The sequence below is a fragment of the Micromonospora sp. GCM10011541 genome (assembly GCF_042650725.1).
In the GTDB taxonomy this organism is placed as follows: Bacteria; Actinomycetota; Actinomycetes; order Mycobacteriales; family Micromonosporaceae; genus Micromonospora; species Micromonospora sicca.
In genome coordinates, this window is sequence record NZ_JBHSBP010000049.1 from 612,366 (window position 1) to 629,910 (window position 17,545).

Below are 17,545 nucleotides of genomic sequence, written 5' to 3' on the forward strand. Positions count from 1 at the left end.
CCTCCTCCCGCGCGGCACCGCGGAGAATCCTTCATGGCCAGCTACCGGGCGGCGGTCCGCGCAGGCGCACCGTTTCCGGCCTGGCGTCTCGGTACCCGGGCTTTCCCGCGCTCACACATCTGTGATCGAAAACCTCGGACAACTCGCGGCATATGCCCCATCTGCCGGAAAAGTTCGGATGATTGCCCGGAACCTCCTCGCGACGCGACTCGGCCATGGTCTGCTCTGAGTCGGAGAGGAGACCACTGTGCGTACCGTTCTCGTGTGCGTTCGGACACCGACCGCGGCCCAGCAGCTGACCTCCGCGGCGGCCCGACTCGGACTGTCCGCGATCGTCCGGACCGCCGTCTCCGATCCCGAGGTGATGTTGCGGCTCGCCGAGCGTCCGGTGGACGTCGTGCTCGCCGACACCGCGCTCACCCGACCGGACAGCGCCGGCTTCGTGCGCCGGGTGCTCGCCCGGGCGCCCCAGGCCGCCGTGCTGCTGCTCGGCACCGAGGAGTCGGAGGCGGCCGCGGCCACCATCAGCGCCGGGGCGCGGGGGCTGATCCAGGGCGCCGACCACGACCTCACCAGCGCGGTGGCCAAGGCGCTGCTGCTGCTCGCGGCGCCCGGACGACCGGCCCGGCACCGGGTCACCGACCCGGCCCGGGACGCCGCCTCCGTCGGCGGGCCGGTACGGTCCGCGGCGCCGGGGCGGCCGGCGTCCGGCTGGACGACGGTCCCGGGGGAGGGAACAGGCGGCGTGCCGACCGTGGTGCCGGTGCAGCGCGGCGACGACGAGGCCGAGCCGGAACCCGCGCCGGCGGGCGGCCCGCAGCGCGCCGGGTCGGGCGCGCGCGGCGGCCGCACCCCTGTCGGGCTGACCGAACGGGAGCTCCAGGTGCTGCTCGGCATGGCCGAGGGGAAGAGCAACGCGGAGATCGGCCGAGAGCTGTTCGTCTCCGAGGACACCGTCAAGACCCACGCCCGGCGGCTGTTCCGCAAGCTCGGCGCCCGGGACCGGGCGCACGCCGTGGCCGCCGGCTTCCGGGCCGGACTGGTGGCCTGAGCCGCCCTACCGCCGGCCCGGCCCGGCGGCTCAGGCGTCCGCCGCGTCGTCCTCCTCGGTGCCCTCGGTCAGCGTGTCGTGCACGCCGTCGGCGTAGCCGCGGGCGTAGTCCCAGGTGACGTAGTGGTCCGGGTCCGGGTCGTAGGCCGGCTCGTGCACCCGGGGCCGGCCGGAGCTGAGCAGGTGGCGCAGGTTGCCCCGGAGCAGGTCCCAGTCGAAGTAGTGCGGCTCGCGGCAGTCCTCGCACTCGATGACCAGCCCGCGCACCCCGATCGGCGCCAGCAGGGCCTGGTAGATCTCCAGGTCGGCGAGATCCTCCAGGACGTCCTGGCGCTCGACCTCGGTCAGCGGGTCCAGCGGGTCGTCCTCGCGCGGATCCTGCAGCCCGGCGGTCGGATCGGCCGGGTCGCCGTTGAACGGGTCGATGGGCTCGTCGTGCACCCCCTCACCGTAGTCCCAACCGGCGGGGGAAGTCCGCCCCCGGCGCTCACGGGGGCGCCGCCCGGCCGCGCTGCCGCTGCCGGGGCCGGGCCAGCTCAATGGGTACGATGAAGCGACGCGCCGTCACCTTGGCGTGCGCCGGTGCCCGCGCGCGCCGCCTCGCTGAAGCCCGTCCGAGCAGCTCAGGAGAGCAATCGTGGAAAATTCGCCCAGCACCGATCTTCCGGCCGGCGCCGACAACGGCGAGCTGGGCGGTCACCTGCCGGAGCTGCCCGCCGGCTCCGCGCGGGTGGTGCCGCTCGGGCTGACCTTCGACGACGTGCTGCTCCAGCCGGGCGAGTCGGACGTCGTGCCCAGCCGGGTCAACACCCGTACGAGGCTCACCCGGAACGTCGAGCTGACCGTGCCGCTGCTCTCCAGCGCGATGGACACCGTCACCGAGGCCCGGATGGCGATCGCCATGGCCCGGCAGGGCGGCATCGGCGTGCTGCACCGCAACCTGTCCCTCGAGGACCAGGCGCTCCAGGTCGACCTGGTGAAGCGCTCCGAGTCCGGCATGATCACCAACCCGGTCACCGCCAGCCCGGACGACACCCTCCGGGACGTCGACGAGCTCTGCGGGCGGTACCGCATCTCCGGCGTGCCGGTGGTGGACGCCGACGGCGGGCTGGTCGGCATCGTCACCAACCGCGACATGCGTTTCGTCTCCGACCCGGCCACCCCGGTCCGCGAGATCATGACCCGTCCGCCGCTGATCACCGCCCCGGTCGGGGTGAGCAAGGACGACGCGCTCGACCTGCTGCGCCGGCACAAGGTGGAGAAGCTGCCGATCGTCGACGACTCGGGCCGGCTGCGTGGCCTGATCACGGTGAAGGACTTCACCAAGAGCGAGCAGTACCCGAACGCCACCAAGGACTCCGCCGGCCGGCTCCGGGTCGCCGCCGCGGTCGGTGTCGGCGAGGACGCGTACAAGCGGGCCCGCACGCTGGTCGACGCGGGCGTGGACGTGCTCATCGTGGACACCGCGCACGGGCACCAGCGGGCCGTGCTGGACATGGTCCGCCAGCTCAAGGCCGACGTCGCCATCGACATCGTCGGCGGCAACGTTGCCACGTACGCCGGCGCGAAGGCGCTGGTCGAGGCGGGCGCCGACGGCATCAAGGTGGGTGTCGGCCCGGGCGCGATCTGCACCACCCGGATCGTCGCCGGGGTGGGCGTGCCGCAGATCACCGCGATCATGGAGGCGGCCCGCGCCGCCCGCCCGGCCGGCGTGCCGGTCATCGGTGACGGCGGCATCCAGTACTCGGGCGACATCGCCAAGGCGCTGGTGGCCGGCGCCGACACGGTGATGCTCGGCAGCCTGCTGGCCGGCTGCGAGGAGAGCCCCGGCGAGCTGATCTTCATCAACGGCAAGCAGTACAAGGCGTACCGGGGGATGGGCTCGCTCGGCGCGATGCAGTCCCGCGGCCAGGGCAAGTCCTACTCCAAGGACCGCTACTTCCAGCAGGACGTGCTCGCCGAGGACAAGCTGGTCCCCGAGGGCGTCGAGGGTCAGGTGCCCTACCGGGGCCCGCTGTCCGCGGTCGCCCACCAGCTCATCGGCGGGCTGCGGGCCGCCATGGGCTACGTCGGCGCGGAGAGCATCCCCGAGCTGCACCGGCGTGGCCAGCTCATCCGGATCACCGCGGCCGGCCTGAAGGAGAGCCACCCGCACGACATCCAGATGACGGTCGAGGCGCCGAACTACCACTCCCGTTGACCAACACCCCCAAACACCTGGAGTCCCCCATGCGTGACGTGGTCGAGATCGGGCTGGGCAAGACCGCGCAGCGCGGCTACCACCTGGACGACATCGCCATCGTGCCGAGCCGCCGGACCCGGGACGTCGACGACGTCTCCACGGCCTGGCAGCTCGACGCGTACCAGTTCGGCATCCCCTGCGTCGGGCACCCCTCCGACGCGACGATGAGCCCCTCGTCCGCCGTCCGGCTCGGCCAGCTCGGCGGTCTCGGCGTGCTCAACGTCGAGGGCCTCTGGACCCGGTACGAGAACCCGGCGAAGGTGCTGGAGGAGCTGGCCGGCCTCGACGAGGACGCCCGCGCCACCAAGCGGCTCCAGGAGGTGTACGCCGAGCCGATCCGTCCCGATCTGATCGCCGAGCGGGTCCGCGAGCTGCGGGCCGGCGGCGGCACGGTGGCCGTCCGGGTCTCCCCGCAGCACACCCTGGCGCTCGCCCCGGTGATCCTCGACGCCGGCGTGGACATCCTGGTCATCCAGGGCACCATCGTCTCCGCCGAGCACGTCTCCACCACCGACGAGCCGCTCAACCTCAAGGAGTTCATCGCCGACCTCGACCTGCCGGTCATCGTCGGCGGCTGCACCGACTACAAGACGGCGCTGCACCTGATGCGGACCGGCGCGGCCGGCGTGATCGTCGGCATCGGCGGCGACGACTGGTCCACCACCGAGTCGGTGCTCGGCATCCGGGTGCCGATGGCGACCGCGATCGCCGACGCGGCGGCGGCCCGCCGGGACTACCTGGACGAGACCGGTGGCCGGTACGTGCACCTGATCGCCGACGGTGACATCCAGACCTCCGGCGACATCGCCAAGGCGCTGGGCTGCGGCGCGGACGCGGTGATGCTCGGCGAGGCGCTCTCGCTCTGCGAGGAGGCCCCCGCCGGCGGCGCCTGGTGGCACTCGGCCGCCAGCCACCCGTCGCTGCCCCGGGGCGCGTTCGAGGTGGCCGGCGAGCCGCTCGGCTCGATGGAGCGGCTCCTCTTCGGCCCGGCGGACGAGCCGGACGGCCAGCTCAACCTCTTCGGCGGCCTGCGCCGGGCGATGGCCAAGTGCGGCTACCGGGACCTCAAGGAGTTCCAGAAGGTCGGCCTCGTCCTCGACCGCTGAGGCGGCGCGAGCGAACCACGGCGCGGGTGTGGATTCCGGTCCCACCCGCGCCGTCGCGCCTCTACGCTCGGCGGGTGACCCGCGGGCGGTGGTACGCGGCGGCGCTGGTCGTGGCGCTGCTGATGGGCGGCTGCACCCGCGGCGACGACGGGCGGTTCCGGGCCGGGGCGGCCGACGCGGGGGACCCGTACGTGCCCGGGGCGGGCAACGGCGGGTACGACGTCGCGCACTACCGGCTGAAGGTCCGCTACGACCCGGGCAGCGACCGGCTCACCGGCGAGGCGACGATCACCGCCACCGCGACCGCCGGGCTGTCCCGGTTCAACCTCGACCTCGCCGGCCTCGCCGTCGACCGGGTCCGCGTCGACGGCGCACCGGCTCGGCACCGCCGCGACGGCAACGAACTCGTCGTCACCCCCGCCCACGGTCTGGCGTCCGGGAAGTCCTTCACCACCGAGGTGACGTACGCCGGGGTGCCGCAGCCGCTGCCCAGCGGCGAGCTGGGCAGCGGCGGCTTCCACGCCACCGGGGACGGCGCGATCGCGCTCGGCCAGCCGGAGTCGGCGAGCACCTGGTTCCCGGTCGACGACCACCCCTCCGACAAGGCCACCTACGACATCGAGGTGACCGTCCCGGACGGGCTCGCCGCGCTGAGCAACGGGGTGCTGCGGTCCCGGGCGAGCCGGGACGGATGGACCACCTGGAGCTGGTCCGAGGGCTCGCCGATGGCCAGCTACCTGACCACGCTGGTGATCGGGAACTACCGGGTGTCGACCGGCAGCCACGCCGGGAAGCCGATGGTCACGGCGGTGGCCGCCGGGCTGCCGGCGGACGGGCCGGCCGCCGCCTCGCTCGCCCGCACCGGCGAGATCGTGGACTTCCTGGCAAGCCTCTTCGGCCCGTACCCGTTCGACGCGTACGGCGGCATCGCGGTCGCCGACGACCGCATCCGGTACGCCCTGGAGACCCAGTCCCGGCCGGTCTACGGGCCGGGCTTCTTCCGGGGCGGCCGGCCCGACACCGAGGTGGTCGCCCACGAGCTGGCCCACCAGTGGTTCGGCGACAGTGTCTCGGTGGCCCGGTGGAGCGACATCTGGCTCAACGAGGGCTTCGCCACGTACGCCGAATGGCTCTGGACCGAGCACGACGGCAGCCGCACCCTGGCCCGGAGCTTCGCCACCCAGTACGCGGCCACCGACTGGACCCGGCCGTCGGTCGACCCGGGCCGGCCGGCGATGTTCGGCGACGCCGTCTACCAGCGGGGGGCGCTGGCCGTGCACGCGCTGCGCCGCGCGGTCGGCGACGACACCTTCTTCCGCATCCTGCGCGGCTGGACGACCGAGCGCCGGGACGGCACCGCCACCACCGCCGACTTCGTCGCGTACGCCGAACGGGCCGCCGGCCGGCCGCTGCGCGCGCTCCTCGACGCCTGGCTCGTCGGCGGCACCGCGCCGGCGCTGCCCTGACGCGGGCCCGCGAGCCCGCGGGCCGCTCGGTAGGCTGCCGCGGGCGGAGCGGCCGGGCCGCCCACGGTCGTTCCCGGGAGGGTCGAGACGATGACGCTGACGCGGCGGGGCGTGCGACGGCGCCTCGGGTTGCTGGTGGTGGGAACGCTGCTGCTCGCCGGCTGCGGCTCGGCCGGCCCGGAGCGGACCGCGCCGACGCCGACGCCGGCCTCTCCGACGACGGCCCGGACCTTCGCACCCGGCGCCGCCGGCGCCGGCGATCCCTACTTCCCCGGTTACGGCAACGGCGGCTACGACGTCGCCCACTACATCGTCCGGGTCCGCTACGACCCGGCGAAGGACCGACTGACCGGTACGACCACGGTGCGGGCCACCGCCACCGCGAACCTGTCCGCGTTCCACCTGGACCTGGCCGGGCTGACCGTCCGCTCGGTGACCGTGGACGGCGTCCAGGCCGCCCACGCCCGCGCCGCCGACGAGCTGATCGTCACCCCGGCGACCGGGCTCAGCTCCGGCAACGGCTTCGTCGCCGAGGTCCTCTACGACGGCGTGCCGACCACGTTGGACAACGAGGTGCTCGGTGAGGGCGGCTGGCTGCACACCTCGGACGGCGCGATCGCGCTCGGCCAGCCGGAGTCGGCGAGCACCTGGTTCCCGGTCAACGACCACCCGTCGGACAAGGCCACCTACGACTTCGAGATCACCGTGCCGAAGGGACTGACCGCGGTCAGCAACGGCGTGCCGAAGGGGCGGACCACCCGGGGCGGCTGGACCACCTGGTCGTGGTCCGAGGGCGCGCCGATGGCCAGCTACCTCAGCACGGTGGTGATCGGGAAGTTCCGGGTCACCACCGGCGAGCACCAGGGACGGCCGGTGTTCAGCGCGGTCACCACCAAGGTGGCGAAGGGCGCCCCGGACCGGTCGATCAAGCGGACCGTCGAGGTGGCCGACTACCTGGAGAGCGTGTTCGGGCCGTACCCGTTCGACGCGTACGGCGGGGTGGTGGTCGCCGACGACCGGATCCGGTACGCGCTGGAGACGCAGACCCGGCCGGTCTACTCGGCCGGGTTCTTCCGGCAGGGCGACGACACCGGGGTGGTGGCGCACGAGCTGGCGCACCAGTGGTTCGGCAACAGCGTCGCGCTCCAGCGCTGGCAGGACATCTGGCTCAACGAGGGGCTGGCCACGTACGCCGAGTGGCTCTGGGCCGAGCACACCGGTGAGTCCACCGTCCAGCGCGCCTTCGACCTGCGGTACGCGGCGGCGTCCGGGCAGGTCTGGCGTACCCCGCCCGGGAAGCCGGGGGTGGCGAACCTGTTCGGCGAGTCGGTCTACCAGCGCGGCGGGATGACCGTGCACGCGCTGCGGGTGGCGGTCGGCGACGCCGCCTTCTTCACCATCCTCCGCACCTGGGCGGAGGAGAAGAAGAACGGCAACGGCACCACCGCCGAGTTCCGGGCGCTCGCCGAGCGGGTCTCGAACAAGCAGCTGGACAAGCTCTTCGACGCCTGGCTCTACGGCACCGAGCGCCCCGCCGAGCCGAAGCCGCTCTGAGTCAGGTCCGCACCCGCAGGGTGGGATGGGTCTTGAGGAACTGCTCGGCGTGGCCGGCGCGGAGTTCGGCGAGGAACTGGCGGCCCACGGGGCGGAGCTGCTCGCCCCGGTAGGCGCCTCCCTTGCCGACCGCGTCGCCGGGGAGGCCGACCAGGACCAGGCCGTCGGCGGGCATCCCGCCGAGGGCGTACGCGAAGTCGACCAGCCGCCGCCCGCCGCCGGTGTACACCATGGTCTTGCCGAGGGTGCGGACCACCTGCTCGACGCGGTCCGGGTCCCGGGCCAGCCCCTGACCGAGGATCTTGCGGATCAGTGCCCGGATCAGCTGCTGCTGGTGGCGCTGCCGGGCGTAGTCGCCCCCGGCGATGTAGCGCTGTCGGGCGTAGTCCCGCGCCTGCCAGCCGTTGAGGTGCCGGTTGCCCTTCTCGTAGACCATCTGCGGCCCGGTGTACCCGCCGGCCGTGTGTGGCCGGTACTGCCCGTCCGGGCGCCGGTGGATCGAGGCGACCCGCTGGTCGACGTAGAGGTCCACCCCGCCGAGGGCGTCGACCAGCCGGTCGAAGCCGAAGAAGGTGAGCACCGCGCCCGCGTCGATGCGCAGCCCGGTGTACCGGCTGACGGTGGTGCGCAGCAGCTCGTACCCCTGAGCGGTGCTCGGGTGGGCCTTGTCGCCCGGGACCCGGCTGCCGTAGCTCATCGCGTGGGTGAGCTTGGTCCGGCCGCCCGGGTAGCCGGCCTTCGGGTAGGCCGGGATGTCCACCACCAGGTCGCGGGGGAGCGAGAAGAGGTATGCCTGCTTCAACCCCGCATCCACGTGCATGACCAGCACCGCGTCGGCGTGCGGCTCCCAGCCGGGCACGGTGACCCGGGTGTCCACCCCGACGATGAGGAAGTTCAGCGGGCCGGTCAGGTCGGCGCCGGGCGGCGGGGTGGGGCTCGCCGGGGCCGGGGCGGGGCTGCTCGCCGACGCCGACGCCGTGGGCGTGGCCGGGCCGGCCGTCGGGCCGGGTGCCGGGGTGGACCAGGAGAGCCGGCGGGCGGCCACCACCGCGCCGGCGGCGACCAGGAGCACCGCAACCACGGCGGCCACCCCCAGCGTCCAGCGCCGTCGTGGTTTTGCGGTCTCCTGCGTCATCAGGCTTCCTCCCCCGTACGGAACGACGCTCGGACGGGGGCCCGGGGTTGCCACCGGCGGGCCCGGTCGACCGAGCGTCCTGCATGATCCCCAAAATCTGGCGCTGGCGCGATGGCTACCCGTCGGTAATGATGCGTCCATGCGGTATGACGTGGTCGTCATCGGGTCCGGTTTCGGCGGCAGCGTCACCGCGCTCCGGCTGGCGGAGAAGGGCTACTCGGTCGGGGTGCTGGAGGCCGGGCGGCGCTTCGCCGACGACGAGTTTCCGGAGACCTCCTGGCGGGCCCGGCGCTTCCTCTGGGCCCCGAAGCTCGGGTGCTACGGCCTCCAGCGGATCACCCTGCTCCGCTCCGCGGACCGGAAGGCCGGCGGGGGAGTCATGGTGCTCTCCGGCGCGGGCGTGGGCGGCGGCTCGCTGGTCTACGCCAACACCCTCTACGAGCCCCTCGACGCGTTCTACGCCGACCCGCAGTGGCGGGACATCACCGACTGGCGCGACGAACTGGCCCGCCACTACGACCAGGCCAAGCGGATGCTCGGGGCGACCACGTACCCGGTGCGGACCGGTGCGGACCGGGCGATGCGGGCGGTGGCCGAGCGGATGGGGGTCGGGCACACCTTCCACGCCACCCCGGTGGGCGTGCACATCGGCCGGCCCGGCGAGCGGGTGCCCGACCCGTACTTCGGCGGGGCCGGGCCGGAGCGGACCGGTTGCCTGCACTGCGGCTCGTGCATGACCGGCTGCCGGCACGGCGCCAAGAACACCCTGGTCAAGAACTACCTCTGGCTGGCCGAGCGGCTCGGCGTCCAGGTCCACCCGCTGACCACGGTCACCGCGGTCCGCCCCACCGCCGACGAGGGCTACGAGGTGCACACCGAGCGCACCGGCGCGTGGCTGCGCAAGCGGCGCCAGGTGATCCGCGCCGACCAGGTGGTCTTCGCCGCGGGCGCGCTGGGCACCCAGCGGCTGCTGCACGAGATGAAGGCGACCGGGGCGCTGCCCGCGCTGTCGCCCCGCCTCGGCGAGCTGACCCGGACCAACTCGGAGGCCATCCTCGGCGCCTCGGTGCCCCGCCGGCAGGCGCGGGAGCGGCGGCTGGACTTCACCGAGGGGGTGGCGATCACCAGCTCGTTCCACCCCGACCCGCAGACCCACATCGAGCCGGTCCGCTACGGCCGGGGCTCCAACGCGATGGGGCTGCTCCAGTCGCTGCTGGTCGACGGCGGGCCGCACCGGGTCCGGCGCTGGCTGGGCAGCATCGTCCGGCAGCCCGGCCTGGCCGTCCGGATGCTGTCGGTGCGCGGCTGGTCCGAGCGGACGGTGATCGCCCTGGTGATGCAGTCGGCGGACAACTCGCTCAGCACCCGCTGGCGGCGCGGCCCGCTCGGCCGCCGGCTGGTCTCCGGGCCGGGGCACGGCGCGCCGAACCCGACCTGGATCCCGGCCGGCAACAACGCGGTGCGGCTGCTCGCCGAGGAGATCGACGGTACGCCGGGCGGCGCGCTGACCGAGCCGTTCAACATCCCGATGACCGCGCACATCCTCGGCGGGGCGGTGATCGGCGCCACCCCGGCCGACGGGGTGATCGACCCGTACCACCGGGTGCACGGGCACCCGGGGCTGCACGTGGTGGACGGCGCGGCGGTCTCGGCGAACCTCGGGGTGAACCCGTCGCTGACGATCACCGCCCAGGCGGAACGGGCGATGTCGTGCTGGCCCAACAAGGGCGAGGAGGATCCGCGGCCGCCGCTCGGTGCGGCGTACCGGCGGGTGGAGCCGGTCCCCCCGCGTCACCCGGCGGTCCCGGCGCACGCCCCCGCCGCCCTGCGCGGGTGATCCGCGCGACATCCGGGCGGGACGCGCCACGCGGACGGCCGGGCCGCGCCCGGCGCGGAGGTGACGGTCGGTAGGCTTTCTGCACATGAGCACGCCTCGCCCCGTCCTCGTGGTGGACTTCGGAGCCCAGTACGCCCAGCTCATCGCGCGCCGGGTGCGTGAGGCGAAGGTCTACTCGGAGATCGTCCCGCACACCATGCCGGTCGCCGAGATGCTGGCGAAGGACCCCGCCGCGATCATCCTGTCCGGCGGTCCGGCCAGCGTCTACGCACCCGACGCCCCGCAGATCGACGCCGGCATGTTCACCGCCGACGTCCCGGTCTTCGGCATCTGCTACGGCTTCCAGGCGATGGCCCAGGCGCTCGGCGGCACGGTCGCGCGGACCGGCAACCGGGAGTACGGCGGCACCCCGCTGCACGCCCGCGCCGAGGCCGGCGTGCTGCTCCGCGACCTGCCGGACGACCTGCCGGTCTGGATGAGCCACGGCGACTGCGTGACCGAGGCCCCCGCGGGCTTCACGGTGACCGCCGAGTCGGCGGGCGCGCCGGTCGCCGCGTTCGAGGACGTGGCCGGCCGCCGGGCCGGGGTGCAGTTCCACCCGGAGGTGGGGCACACCGCGCACGGCCAGGAGATGCTCACCCGCTTCCTGTACGACATCGCCGGCGTCGAGCCGACCTGGACGCCCGAGAACATCATCGACGAGCAGGTGGCCCGGATCCGTGCGCAGGTGGGCGACAAGGAGGTCATCTGCGGCCTGAGCGGCGGCGTGGACTCGGCGGTCGCCGCCGCGCTGGTGCACCGGGCCGTCGGTGACCAGCTCACCTGCGTCTTCGTCGACCACGGCCTGCTCCGGGCCGGGGAGGCCGAGCAGGTGGAGAAGGACTACGTGGCGGCCACCGGCATCAAGCTCAAGGTGGTCGACGCGCAGGACCGCTTCCTCGGGGCGCTCGCCGGGGTGACCGACCCGGAGCAGAAGCGCAAGATCATCGGCCGGGAGTTCATCCGGGTCTTCGAGGCCGCCGCCCGGGAGATCGCCTCCCACGGCGACGTCGAGTTCCTGGTGCAGGGCACCCTCTACCCGGACGTGGTGGAGTCCGGCGGCGGCACCGGCACCGCCAACATCAAGAGCCACCACAACGTCGGCGGCCTGCCGGAGGACCTGAAGTTCGCGCTGGTCGAGCCGCTGCGCACGCTCTTCAAGGACGAGGTCCGGGCGCTGGGCCTGGAGCTGGGCCTGCCCGAGGCGATGGTCTGGCGGCACCCGTTCCCCGGCCCCGGCCTGGCCATCCGGATCATCGGCGCGGTCGACCGGGAGCGGCTGGACCTGCTCCGCAAGGCCGACCTGATCGCCCGGGAGGAGTTGACGGCCGCCGGCCTGGACCGGGGCGTCTGGCAGTTCCCGGTGGTGCTGCTGGCCGACGTGCGCAGCGTCGGCGTGCAGGGCGACGGGCGCAGCTACGGGCATCCCGTGGTGCTGCGCCCGGTCTCCAGCGAGGACGCGATGACGGCCGACTGGTCCCGGCTGCCGTACGAGGTGGTCGCCCGGATCTCGACCCGGATCACCAACGAGGTGGCCGAGGTGAACCGGGTGGTCCTGGACGTCACCAGCAAGCCGCCGGGCACCATCGAGTGGGAGTGACGCCGGCTCACCCGGCGGTCGGCGGCTGAGGCTGCGGCCGGGGCGCCGGCTCCGGCGTACCCGCCGGCTGCGTCGCCGGCCCGCCGGTCGCGGTCGGCCCGGCGGCCGGCTGCGGCCAGCCCTGCGGCGCGGGGGCGCCGGGCGGCCAGCCGCCCGGCGCGGCGCCCGCCGGGTGCGGCCAGGCGGGGGCGCTGGCCGGCTCCTCCGGCATCAGGAACCACATGATCGGGTACGCCAGCGCGGCGAAGCCGCCGGTGAGCAGGGTGGCGACGGCGAAGACCACCCGGACGAGGGTGGGGTCGACGGCGAGGTAGCGGCCGAGGCCGCTGGCCACGCCGGCCACCATGCGGTCGGTGGTCGGTCGGCGGAGCTGCTTGTACGGGGCCTGAGGGGTGCTCGTTGAGGTCATGTCCCCACGGTCGCTCGCCGGCCGGCGGACGGCCTCGGTGACCGCCCGGACTCCTACCCTGATCGATCCCTGAGGCGCCAGCGATGAGTCAGGAATCCGACTCTTTTCGATGGAGGTAACCCGGCGCGGGGAGAATTGCCTCCCGTGACCACCTTGCTGGAGCCGCTCCGCAGGATCGCGGCATACGCAGTTTGTGCTGATCAAGACGGCCGAGTGTTGCTGGTCCGCGCATCGGAGCGCTCCGGCACCCCGGGCAGCTGGTCGCTGCCCGGCGGGGCGGTCGACCACGGCGAGGACCCGAAGCACACCGTCGTCCGCGAGACCGCGGCGGAGACCGGCATATCGGTCGCCGTCTCCGGGCTGGCCGACGTGCTCGCCGACATGCGGGCGCTGCCCGAGCGCGGCATCACCCTGCACACCGACCGCCTGCTCTACACGGTCTCGGTGCGGGGCGGGACGCTGACCGACCGGGTGGACCGCCCGACCGACCTGGTCCGCTGGGTGACCCTGGACGAGGCCCGGGGGCTGCCGCTGCGGTCGTTCACCGCGCGCGCCCTGGGGCTCCCCGCCTCCTCGGCCGACGTGGTGCCCGAGGAGGTCCCCGAGTTCCCCTCCTTCTACGCGGTGCCCGGCCCGGACGGACTGCACCGGGCGCAGCGCTTCGCCGCGTACGCGGTGGTCACCGACCCGGAGGAGCGGGTGCTGCTCACCCGGGTCTCCGACGGCTACCCGGGCGCCGGCTGCTGGCACCTGCCCGGCGGCGGCACCGACTACGGCGAGCAGCCGGGCGCGGCGCTGATCCGGGAGCTGGTCGAGGAGACCGGGCAGACCGGTCGCCTGGTTGAGCTGCTCGGCGTGGCCAGCCACCGGGACGCCGCCTCGCTCGGCCCCGAGGGCTACCCGATCGACTGGCACGGGGTGCGCGCCTTCTACCGGGTGGTCGTCGACCAGCCCGCCCCGCCCACCGTGGCCGACGTCGGCGGCTCCACCTGCGAGGCCCGCTGGTTCCGTCGGGAGGAGCTCGGCGCCCTCCCCACCGACCGCCTCACCGAGGTCACCGCCGAAGCCGTCCAGGCCGCCCAACTCCTCTGACCCTCACCCCACTCTGAGCTCCTACCCACCTGCCCTTCCGGTGATCATGAAGTTGTTGCCCCGACACGCCGTGCCGGCGGGCAATAGGTTCATGATCGACGGGAACGGTGGGTCGGGTAGTGGGAGCAGGGGGCTGATGGAGGAGCGGCGGCGGATCGGCGCGTACGGGGTGTGCCGGGACGGGGAGCGGGTGCTGCTCGTGCGGGGGTCGGCCACCGCGGACTTTCCGGGGGTGTGGCAGCTGCCGGGGGGTGGGCTCGACCACGCCGAGCATCCCGAGGCCGCGGTGGTGCGGGAGTTCGCCGGGGAGACCGGGCTGACCGTGGCGGTGGCCGGGCTCCGGGACGCCGTGGCGGACGTGACCCGGTACCCCGACCTCGAGGTCGCCCTGCACACCGACCGGATCATCTTCGACGTCACGCCCACCGCAGGGACGCTCCGGGACGAGGTCGACCGGACCGGCGACCTGGCGGCCTGGTTCACCCCCGCCGAGGCGGCCGGGCTGCCGCTGCTGCCGTTCACCGCGGAGCTGCTCGGCCTGCCGGTCGACCCGCTGCCCGCGCGGACGGCCCGGGCGCCGTTCGGGCCGGCGCCCACCGACCGGCGGCAGCGCTTCGCCGCGTACGGGCTGGTCACCGACCCGGCGGGGCGGGTGCTGCTCACCATGATCGCCGAGGGGTACCCGGGTGCCGGCAAGTGGCACCTGCCCGGTGGTGGCACCGACCACGGCGAGCAGCCGGCCGCCGGGCTGCTCCGCGAGTTGGTCGAGGAGGCCGGCCAGCTCGGCCGGGTGGTCGAGCTGCTGGCCGTCGACAACCTGCACAATCCGGCCGCGCTCGGGCCGGAGGGGCGGCCGCTGGACTGGCACGGGGTGCGGGTGATCTACCGGGTGCTGGTGGACGCCCCGACCGAGGCGGTGGTGACGGAGCTCGCCGGCGGGTCCACCGCCCGGGCCGCCTGGTTCCTTCCGGAGCAGGTCAACGGCTTGCGGCTGACCGACGTGGCCGCGCTGGCAACCGGACGTCGAGGTCGATAGCACCCGCTCGCCGAGCGCCTTGGGCTCGCTCCGGTACAGTCGTTAGCTGGGATTGGTGGAAGAAACGGGCGATGGAGCCCGAGTTGGGAACAAGAGAGCGGTTCGTGCGGTTAAGAGAGCTATAAGTACCGCCGGCAGCTATCGCCAAGCCCCTTTCCCTTGTGCAATGGTGTACTCCGCAAAACGGGCTGCCGGACCAGCAAGGTCCGGCACGAGACAGCCGGACAGCCCGCCCTGGTGGCGGGTCAGCCGATCCGGTGATGGAGGAAACGTGCCGAGAGCCCCATGGCGCCGGCGTCGTACGACTGACAGTCCGCGCCCCGCAGGGCGTCGCTGGGCGGGCCGGTTGCGCCGCAGCAGCACGTTCGCCCGCCAGGTGCTGCTGGTCCGGGTGGGCCGACGGGACGACGTCGTCCCCGGCGCCGACCTGGTCGTTCCGGACCACCGCTACGCCGACCGTCAGCGTCGCCGCTACGGCCGGTTCAACCGCGCCGAGGTCGAGGCCATCATGCCGGTCAGCCCGGCGCTCGCCCCCACGTCGGCGGTCGACGACGACGCGACGGCGATGTCGATCCCGCTCCTGCCGGGCGAGCGCACCGCCGCCCGCCGGATGAAGTTCGCGGTGGTCAACGGCTGCACCCTGAGCAGCCTGATGCTCGGCATGCTGGCCATCTTCCTGGCCATGCAGGGCGAGGTGCGGGTCGCGGCGCTCTGCCTGATCGCCTGCGTCGTGTTCGACGGTCTCGACGGCGCGCTGGCCCGCAAGCTCGGCGTGGCCAGCCCGTTCGGCGCCCAGATGGACTCGCTGGCCGACATGTGCTCGTTCGGCCTCGCCGCCCCGGTGGTGGTCTACGCCTCGCTGGCCGGCTCGGTGTCGGCGGCCGCCGCCGCGGTGGCCTGCGCCCTCGTCGCGGCCTGCGCCGCGATCCGGCTCGCCCGATTCAACGTCTCGCCGAAGGACGGCCGGTTCTTCTGCGGCGTACCGACCACCATGGCGGCGGCCGTGCTGGCCCTGACCGTGGCCATCGGGCTGCCGGTCCCCGGCCTGGTGCTGGTCGGCGGGGTGGCCCTGCTGGCCTTCGCGATGGTCTCCAGCTTCCCGTACGCGAAGCTCGCCCGGCTGGTGAAGCTGCCGCCGTGGCTCTGGCTGGCCCCGGTGGTCGGCGCCCTGGTCGACATCCGGCTCACCTTCGCCCTGGTGGTGGTGGGTTACCTGGTCAGCGGCCCGCTGCTCTGGCTGCACCAGCGCCGTACCGCCTGATCCGAGCCATCGAAAAGGGGCGCCGCACTCGCGGCGCCCCTTTTTCGTGTCTCCACGGTCAGACCCAGCGGGCGATCACCGTCGAGCCGCCGACCACCTTGTCGCCGGGGCCGACCAGCGGCTCGGCGGCGTCCGCCGGCAGGTAGACGTCGGTCCGCGAGCCGAACCGGATCAGCCCGAAGCGCTCGCCCTTGGCCAGCAGGGCGCCGACCGGGGCCCGCTGCACGATCCGCCGGGCGATCAGGCCGGTACGCTGCGCGACCACCACCGTGCCGTGCTCGGTCTCCAGCACCGTGTACGCCGCCACGTTGTGCTCGGCGTCCGGCTTCATCGCGTTGACGAAGCCGCCGTCGGCGACGAAGTAGTCGACCACCTTCCCGGCGACCGGGGCGCGGTTGACGTGCACGTCCAGCACGGAGAGGAAGACCGCGAGCCGCAGCCACTCGCCCTCGCCGAAGCGCTCGTCGTGCAGCCGCTGCACCGAGAGGACCTGACCGTCCGCGGCGGCGACCACGGCCGACGGGTCCTCCGGCACGTCCCGCTCCGGGTCCCGGAAGAAGGCGGCCACCGGGGCGGCGGCCAGCGCCGGCAGCAGCCAGAGCTTCGACTTCGGGCGGGCCACCCGGGCCAGCGCCGCCAGCCCCAGGCTGATGCCGGCCGCGGCGACGCCGTTCGAGTCGATGTGCATGCTCCGGGTCAGCGGCACGCTGGAGGGCCGGTACGCCGGCGCCAGCCGGCCGGCCACCGCGGCGCTGGCCGGCGTGAAGCGGAGGTGGTGCACCCGGACCGGCGGGGAGTTGCGCAGCACCAGGTCGGTGCGGACGCCGTGCAGCACGCCCTGCCGATCCAGTTCGGTGCCGGCGCCCTCGGTCCGGAAGAGCGGCGCGGCCACGCTCAGCACCGCGCCGTCGGACAGGTACTTCGACAGCCCGTCGACGGCCGTCCGGGCCTCGTCGGCGGTGCCGGTGAACGGCCCGGCGGCGATGACCACCTCGGCGGCGTCCGCCTCGGCGAGGGTGTCGACCACGCGTACCCGGTCGGCGACCCAACGGCCCTGGGCCGACACGTGCTCGCGGAGCGCGGCGGCGGACGACCCCTCCGCCGGCACGACGGTGAGCCGGTCGCCGGGGAGCAGCGCCTCGATCGCCGCGGCCAGGACCGCGGACTCCGCAGCCGCGCCGACCAGCAGGGCGGCCTTCGGGTCGTTGCGCCGGGCGAGCTCGCTGACGAGGGTACGGGCGGCGCGCTCGCCGATCCGGACCGGACCGGACGCGCCGGCGGTGCGCACGGCGGGGGACTGGGTCATGTCGGACGGGCTCCTGACGGGGTAGAGACGGGAAAGCGGTGGGACCGCCACGGCGACCTGGTCGGCCGGGGACGAGGCTCGGCGACCGGGACCACCGGGTCCGGGCGGAGCCCGGCGACGTGGCGGCCCGGCCGCGGCCGAGGCCCCACGGCGTGGGCCGGCCGGCGGAGGCGAGATCTCCACCGGTCAGCATATGCGCCGCCGGAGGAGCCCCGCACCGCCGCGCTCGGCCCGGTTACCGCTCCTCGCCGTCCGGGCCCGCCGCCGGGCCGGCTCCGGCGGCCCGCTGCTGCCGGGTGGCCGGCGCGTCGCCGACGGTGGACCGCCCGGGGCTCGTCGGTCCGAGGTCGACGGTGGGCTGCTCCCGGGTCGTCGCATCCGTGCTGGTGCCGGGGTCCGTCGGCGGCGCGG

13 protein-coding genes and 1 pseudogene are annotated in these 17,545 nt (G+C 74.2%); 10 read left to right on the forward strand and 4 right to left on the reverse strand.

Going from position 1 to position 17,545, the window contains the following annotated elements:
• The first annotated feature begins 247 nt into the window (after nucleotides 1-247).
• On the forward strand, nucleotides 248-1,051 hold the full coding sequence (locus tag ACFOYX_RS20120; protein ID WP_322440309.1) for a LuxR family transcriptional regulator: 804 nt from the start codon (nucleotides 248-250) through the stop codon (nucleotides 1,049-1,051).
• 30 nt (nucleotides 1,052-1,081) lie between these two features.
• Here the strand turns inward: ACFOYX_RS20120 and ACFOYX_RS20125 are convergent, their stop codons facing one another.
• Complete coding sequence (locus ACFOYX_RS20125) at nucleotides 1,082-1,492, reverse strand: DUF5319 domain-containing protein (RefSeq protein ID WP_109802951.1); 411 nt, start codon at nucleotides 1,490-1,492, stop codon at nucleotides 1,082-1,084.
• 196 nt (nucleotides 1,493-1,688) lie between these two features.
• Between ACFOYX_RS20125 and guaB the strand changes: the two genes are divergently transcribed.
• The 4 genes from guaB to ACFOYX_RS20145 all read left to right on the forward strand — a co-directional run bounded on the left by guaB (nucleotide 1,689) and on the right by ACFOYX_RS20145 (nucleotide 7,419).
• The gene (gene guaB / locus ACFOYX_RS20130) at nucleotides 1,689-3,251 is read left to right on the forward strand and encodes an IMP dehydrogenase (protein ID WP_109802952.1); all 1,563 of its coding nucleotides are present in this window, start codon (nucleotides 1,689-1,691) and stop codon (nucleotides 3,249-3,251) included.
• A 29-nt stretch (nucleotides 3,252-3,280) separates the two neighbouring features.
• On the forward strand, nucleotides 3,281-4,399 hold the full coding sequence (locus tag ACFOYX_RS20135) for a GuaB3 family IMP dehydrogenase-related protein (RefSeq protein ID WP_238454922.1): 1,119 nt from the start codon (nucleotides 3,281-3,283) through the stop codon (nucleotides 4,397-4,399).
• Between the two features lie 122 nt (nucleotides 4,400-4,521).
• On the forward strand, nucleotides 4,522-5,865 hold the full coding sequence (locus ACFOYX_RS20140) for a M1 family metallopeptidase (RefSeq protein WP_322440398.1): 1,344 nt from the start codon (nucleotides 4,522-4,524) through the stop codon (nucleotides 5,863-5,865).
• A 90-nt stretch (nucleotides 5,866-5,955) separates the two neighbouring features.
• Nucleotides 5,956-7,419: a M1 family metallopeptidase gene (locus ACFOYX_RS20145; protein ID WP_322440310.1), complete on the forward strand. Its 1,464-nt coding sequence runs from the start codon at nucleotides 5,956-5,958 to the stop codon at nucleotides 7,417-7,419.
• Nucleotide 7,420: 1 nt separating this feature from the next.
• Here the strand turns inward: ACFOYX_RS20145 and ACFOYX_RS20150 are convergent, their stop codons facing one another.
• Nucleotides 7,421-8,554 carry an LCP family protein gene (locus ACFOYX_RS20150; RefSeq protein ID WP_322440311.1) on the reverse strand — a complete coding sequence of 378 codons (1,134 nt, stop codon included), beginning with the start codon at nucleotides 8,552-8,554 and terminating at the stop codon, nucleotides 7,421-7,423.
• Nucleotides 8,555-8,693: 139 nt separating this feature from the next.
• Here ACFOYX_RS20150 and ACFOYX_RS20155 point away from each other — a divergent pair, with 139 nt between their 5' ends.
• Nucleotides 8,694-10,391, forward strand: coding sequence for a GMC family oxidoreductase (locus ACFOYX_RS20155; protein WP_322440312.1), 1,698 nt, complete (start codon nucleotides 8,694-8,696; stop codon nucleotides 10,389-10,391).
• An 85-nt stretch (nucleotides 10,392-10,476) separates the two neighbouring features.
• A complete protein-coding gene (gene guaA, locus ACFOYX_RS20160; RefSeq protein WP_322440313.1) occupies nucleotides 10,477-12,030 on the forward strand; it encodes a glutamine-hydrolyzing GMP synthase in 1,554 nt (517 codons plus the stop codon).
• Nucleotides 12,031-12,127: 97 nt separating this feature from the next.
• Here the strand turns inward: guaA and ACFOYX_RS20165 are convergent.
• A pseudogene (locus ACFOYX_RS20165) lies at nucleotides 12,128-12,439 on the reverse strand (PspC domain-containing protein); the annotation flags it as partial.
• 144 nt (nucleotides 12,440-12,583) lie between these two features.
• Between ACFOYX_RS20165 and ACFOYX_RS20170 the strand changes: the two are divergent.
• The 3 genes from ACFOYX_RS20170 (at nucleotide 12,584) to ACFOYX_RS20180 (ending at nucleotide 15,828) form a co-directional block, all read left to right on the forward strand.
• Nucleotides 12,584-13,531 carry an NUDIX hydrolase gene (locus tag ACFOYX_RS20170; protein WP_322440315.1) on the forward strand — a complete coding sequence of 316 codons (948 nt, stop codon included), beginning with the start codon at nucleotides 12,584-12,586 and terminating at the stop codon, nucleotides 13,529-13,531.
• 136 nt (nucleotides 13,532-13,667) lie between these two features.
• Nucleotides 13,668-14,567: an NUDIX domain-containing protein gene (locus tag ACFOYX_RS20175; protein WP_322440316.1), complete on the forward strand. Its 900-nt coding sequence runs from the start codon at nucleotides 13,668-13,670 to the stop codon at nucleotides 14,565-14,567.
• A gap of 346 nt (nucleotides 14,568-14,913) precedes the next feature.
• A complete protein-coding gene (locus ACFOYX_RS20180) occupies nucleotides 14,914-15,828 on the forward strand; it encodes a CDP-alcohol phosphatidyltransferase family protein (RefSeq protein ID WP_322440317.1) in 915 nt (304 codons plus the stop codon).
• A gap of 58 nt (nucleotides 15,829-15,886) precedes the next feature.
• Here ACFOYX_RS20180 and ACFOYX_RS20185 read toward each other — a convergent pair whose 3' ends face one another.
• The gene (locus tag ACFOYX_RS20185; protein WP_322440318.1) at nucleotides 15,887-17,134 is read right to left on the reverse strand and encodes a phosphatidylserine decarboxylase; all 1,248 of its coding nucleotides are present in this window, start codon (nucleotides 17,132-17,134) and stop codon (nucleotides 15,887-15,889) included.
• Between the last annotated feature and the right edge of the window lie 411 nt (nucleotides 17,135-17,545).

What these genes read in the sequence shown, in the direction of transcription:
- ACFOYX_RS20135 (WP_238454922.1), top strand. Translation starts at nt 3,281, where the DNA reads ATGCGTGACGTGGTCGAGATCGGGCTGGGCAAGACCGCGCAGCGCGGC.
- ACFOYX_RS20140 (WP_322440398.1), top strand. Translation starts at nt 4,522, where the DNA reads ATGGGCGGCTGCACCCGCGGCGACGACGGGCGGTTCCGGGCCGGGGCG.
- ACFOYX_RS20145 (WP_322440310.1), top strand. Translation starts at nt 5,956, where the DNA reads ATGACGCTGACGCGGCGGGGCGTGCGACGGCGCCTCGGGTTGCTGGTG.
- ACFOYX_RS20150 (WP_322440311.1), bottom strand. Translation starts at nt 8,554, where the DNA reads ATGACGCAGGAGACCGCAAAACCACGACGGCGCTGGACGCTGGGGGTG.
- ACFOYX_RS20155 (WP_322440312.1), top strand. Translation starts at nt 8,694, where the DNA reads ATGCGGTATGACGTGGTCGTCATCGGGTCCGGTTTCGGCGGCAGCGTC.
- guaA (WP_322440313.1), top strand. Translation starts at nt 10,477, where the DNA reads ATGAGCACGCCTCGCCCCGTCCTCGTGGTGGACTTCGGAGCCCAGTAC.
- ACFOYX_RS20175 (WP_322440316.1), top strand. Translation starts at nt 13,668, where the DNA reads ATGGAGGAGCGGCGGCGGATCGGCGCGTACGGGGTGTGCCGGGACGGG.
- ACFOYX_RS20185 (WP_322440318.1), bottom strand. Translation starts at nt 17,134, where the DNA reads ATGACCCAGTCCCCCGCCGTGCGCACCGCCGGCGCGTCCGGTCCGGTC.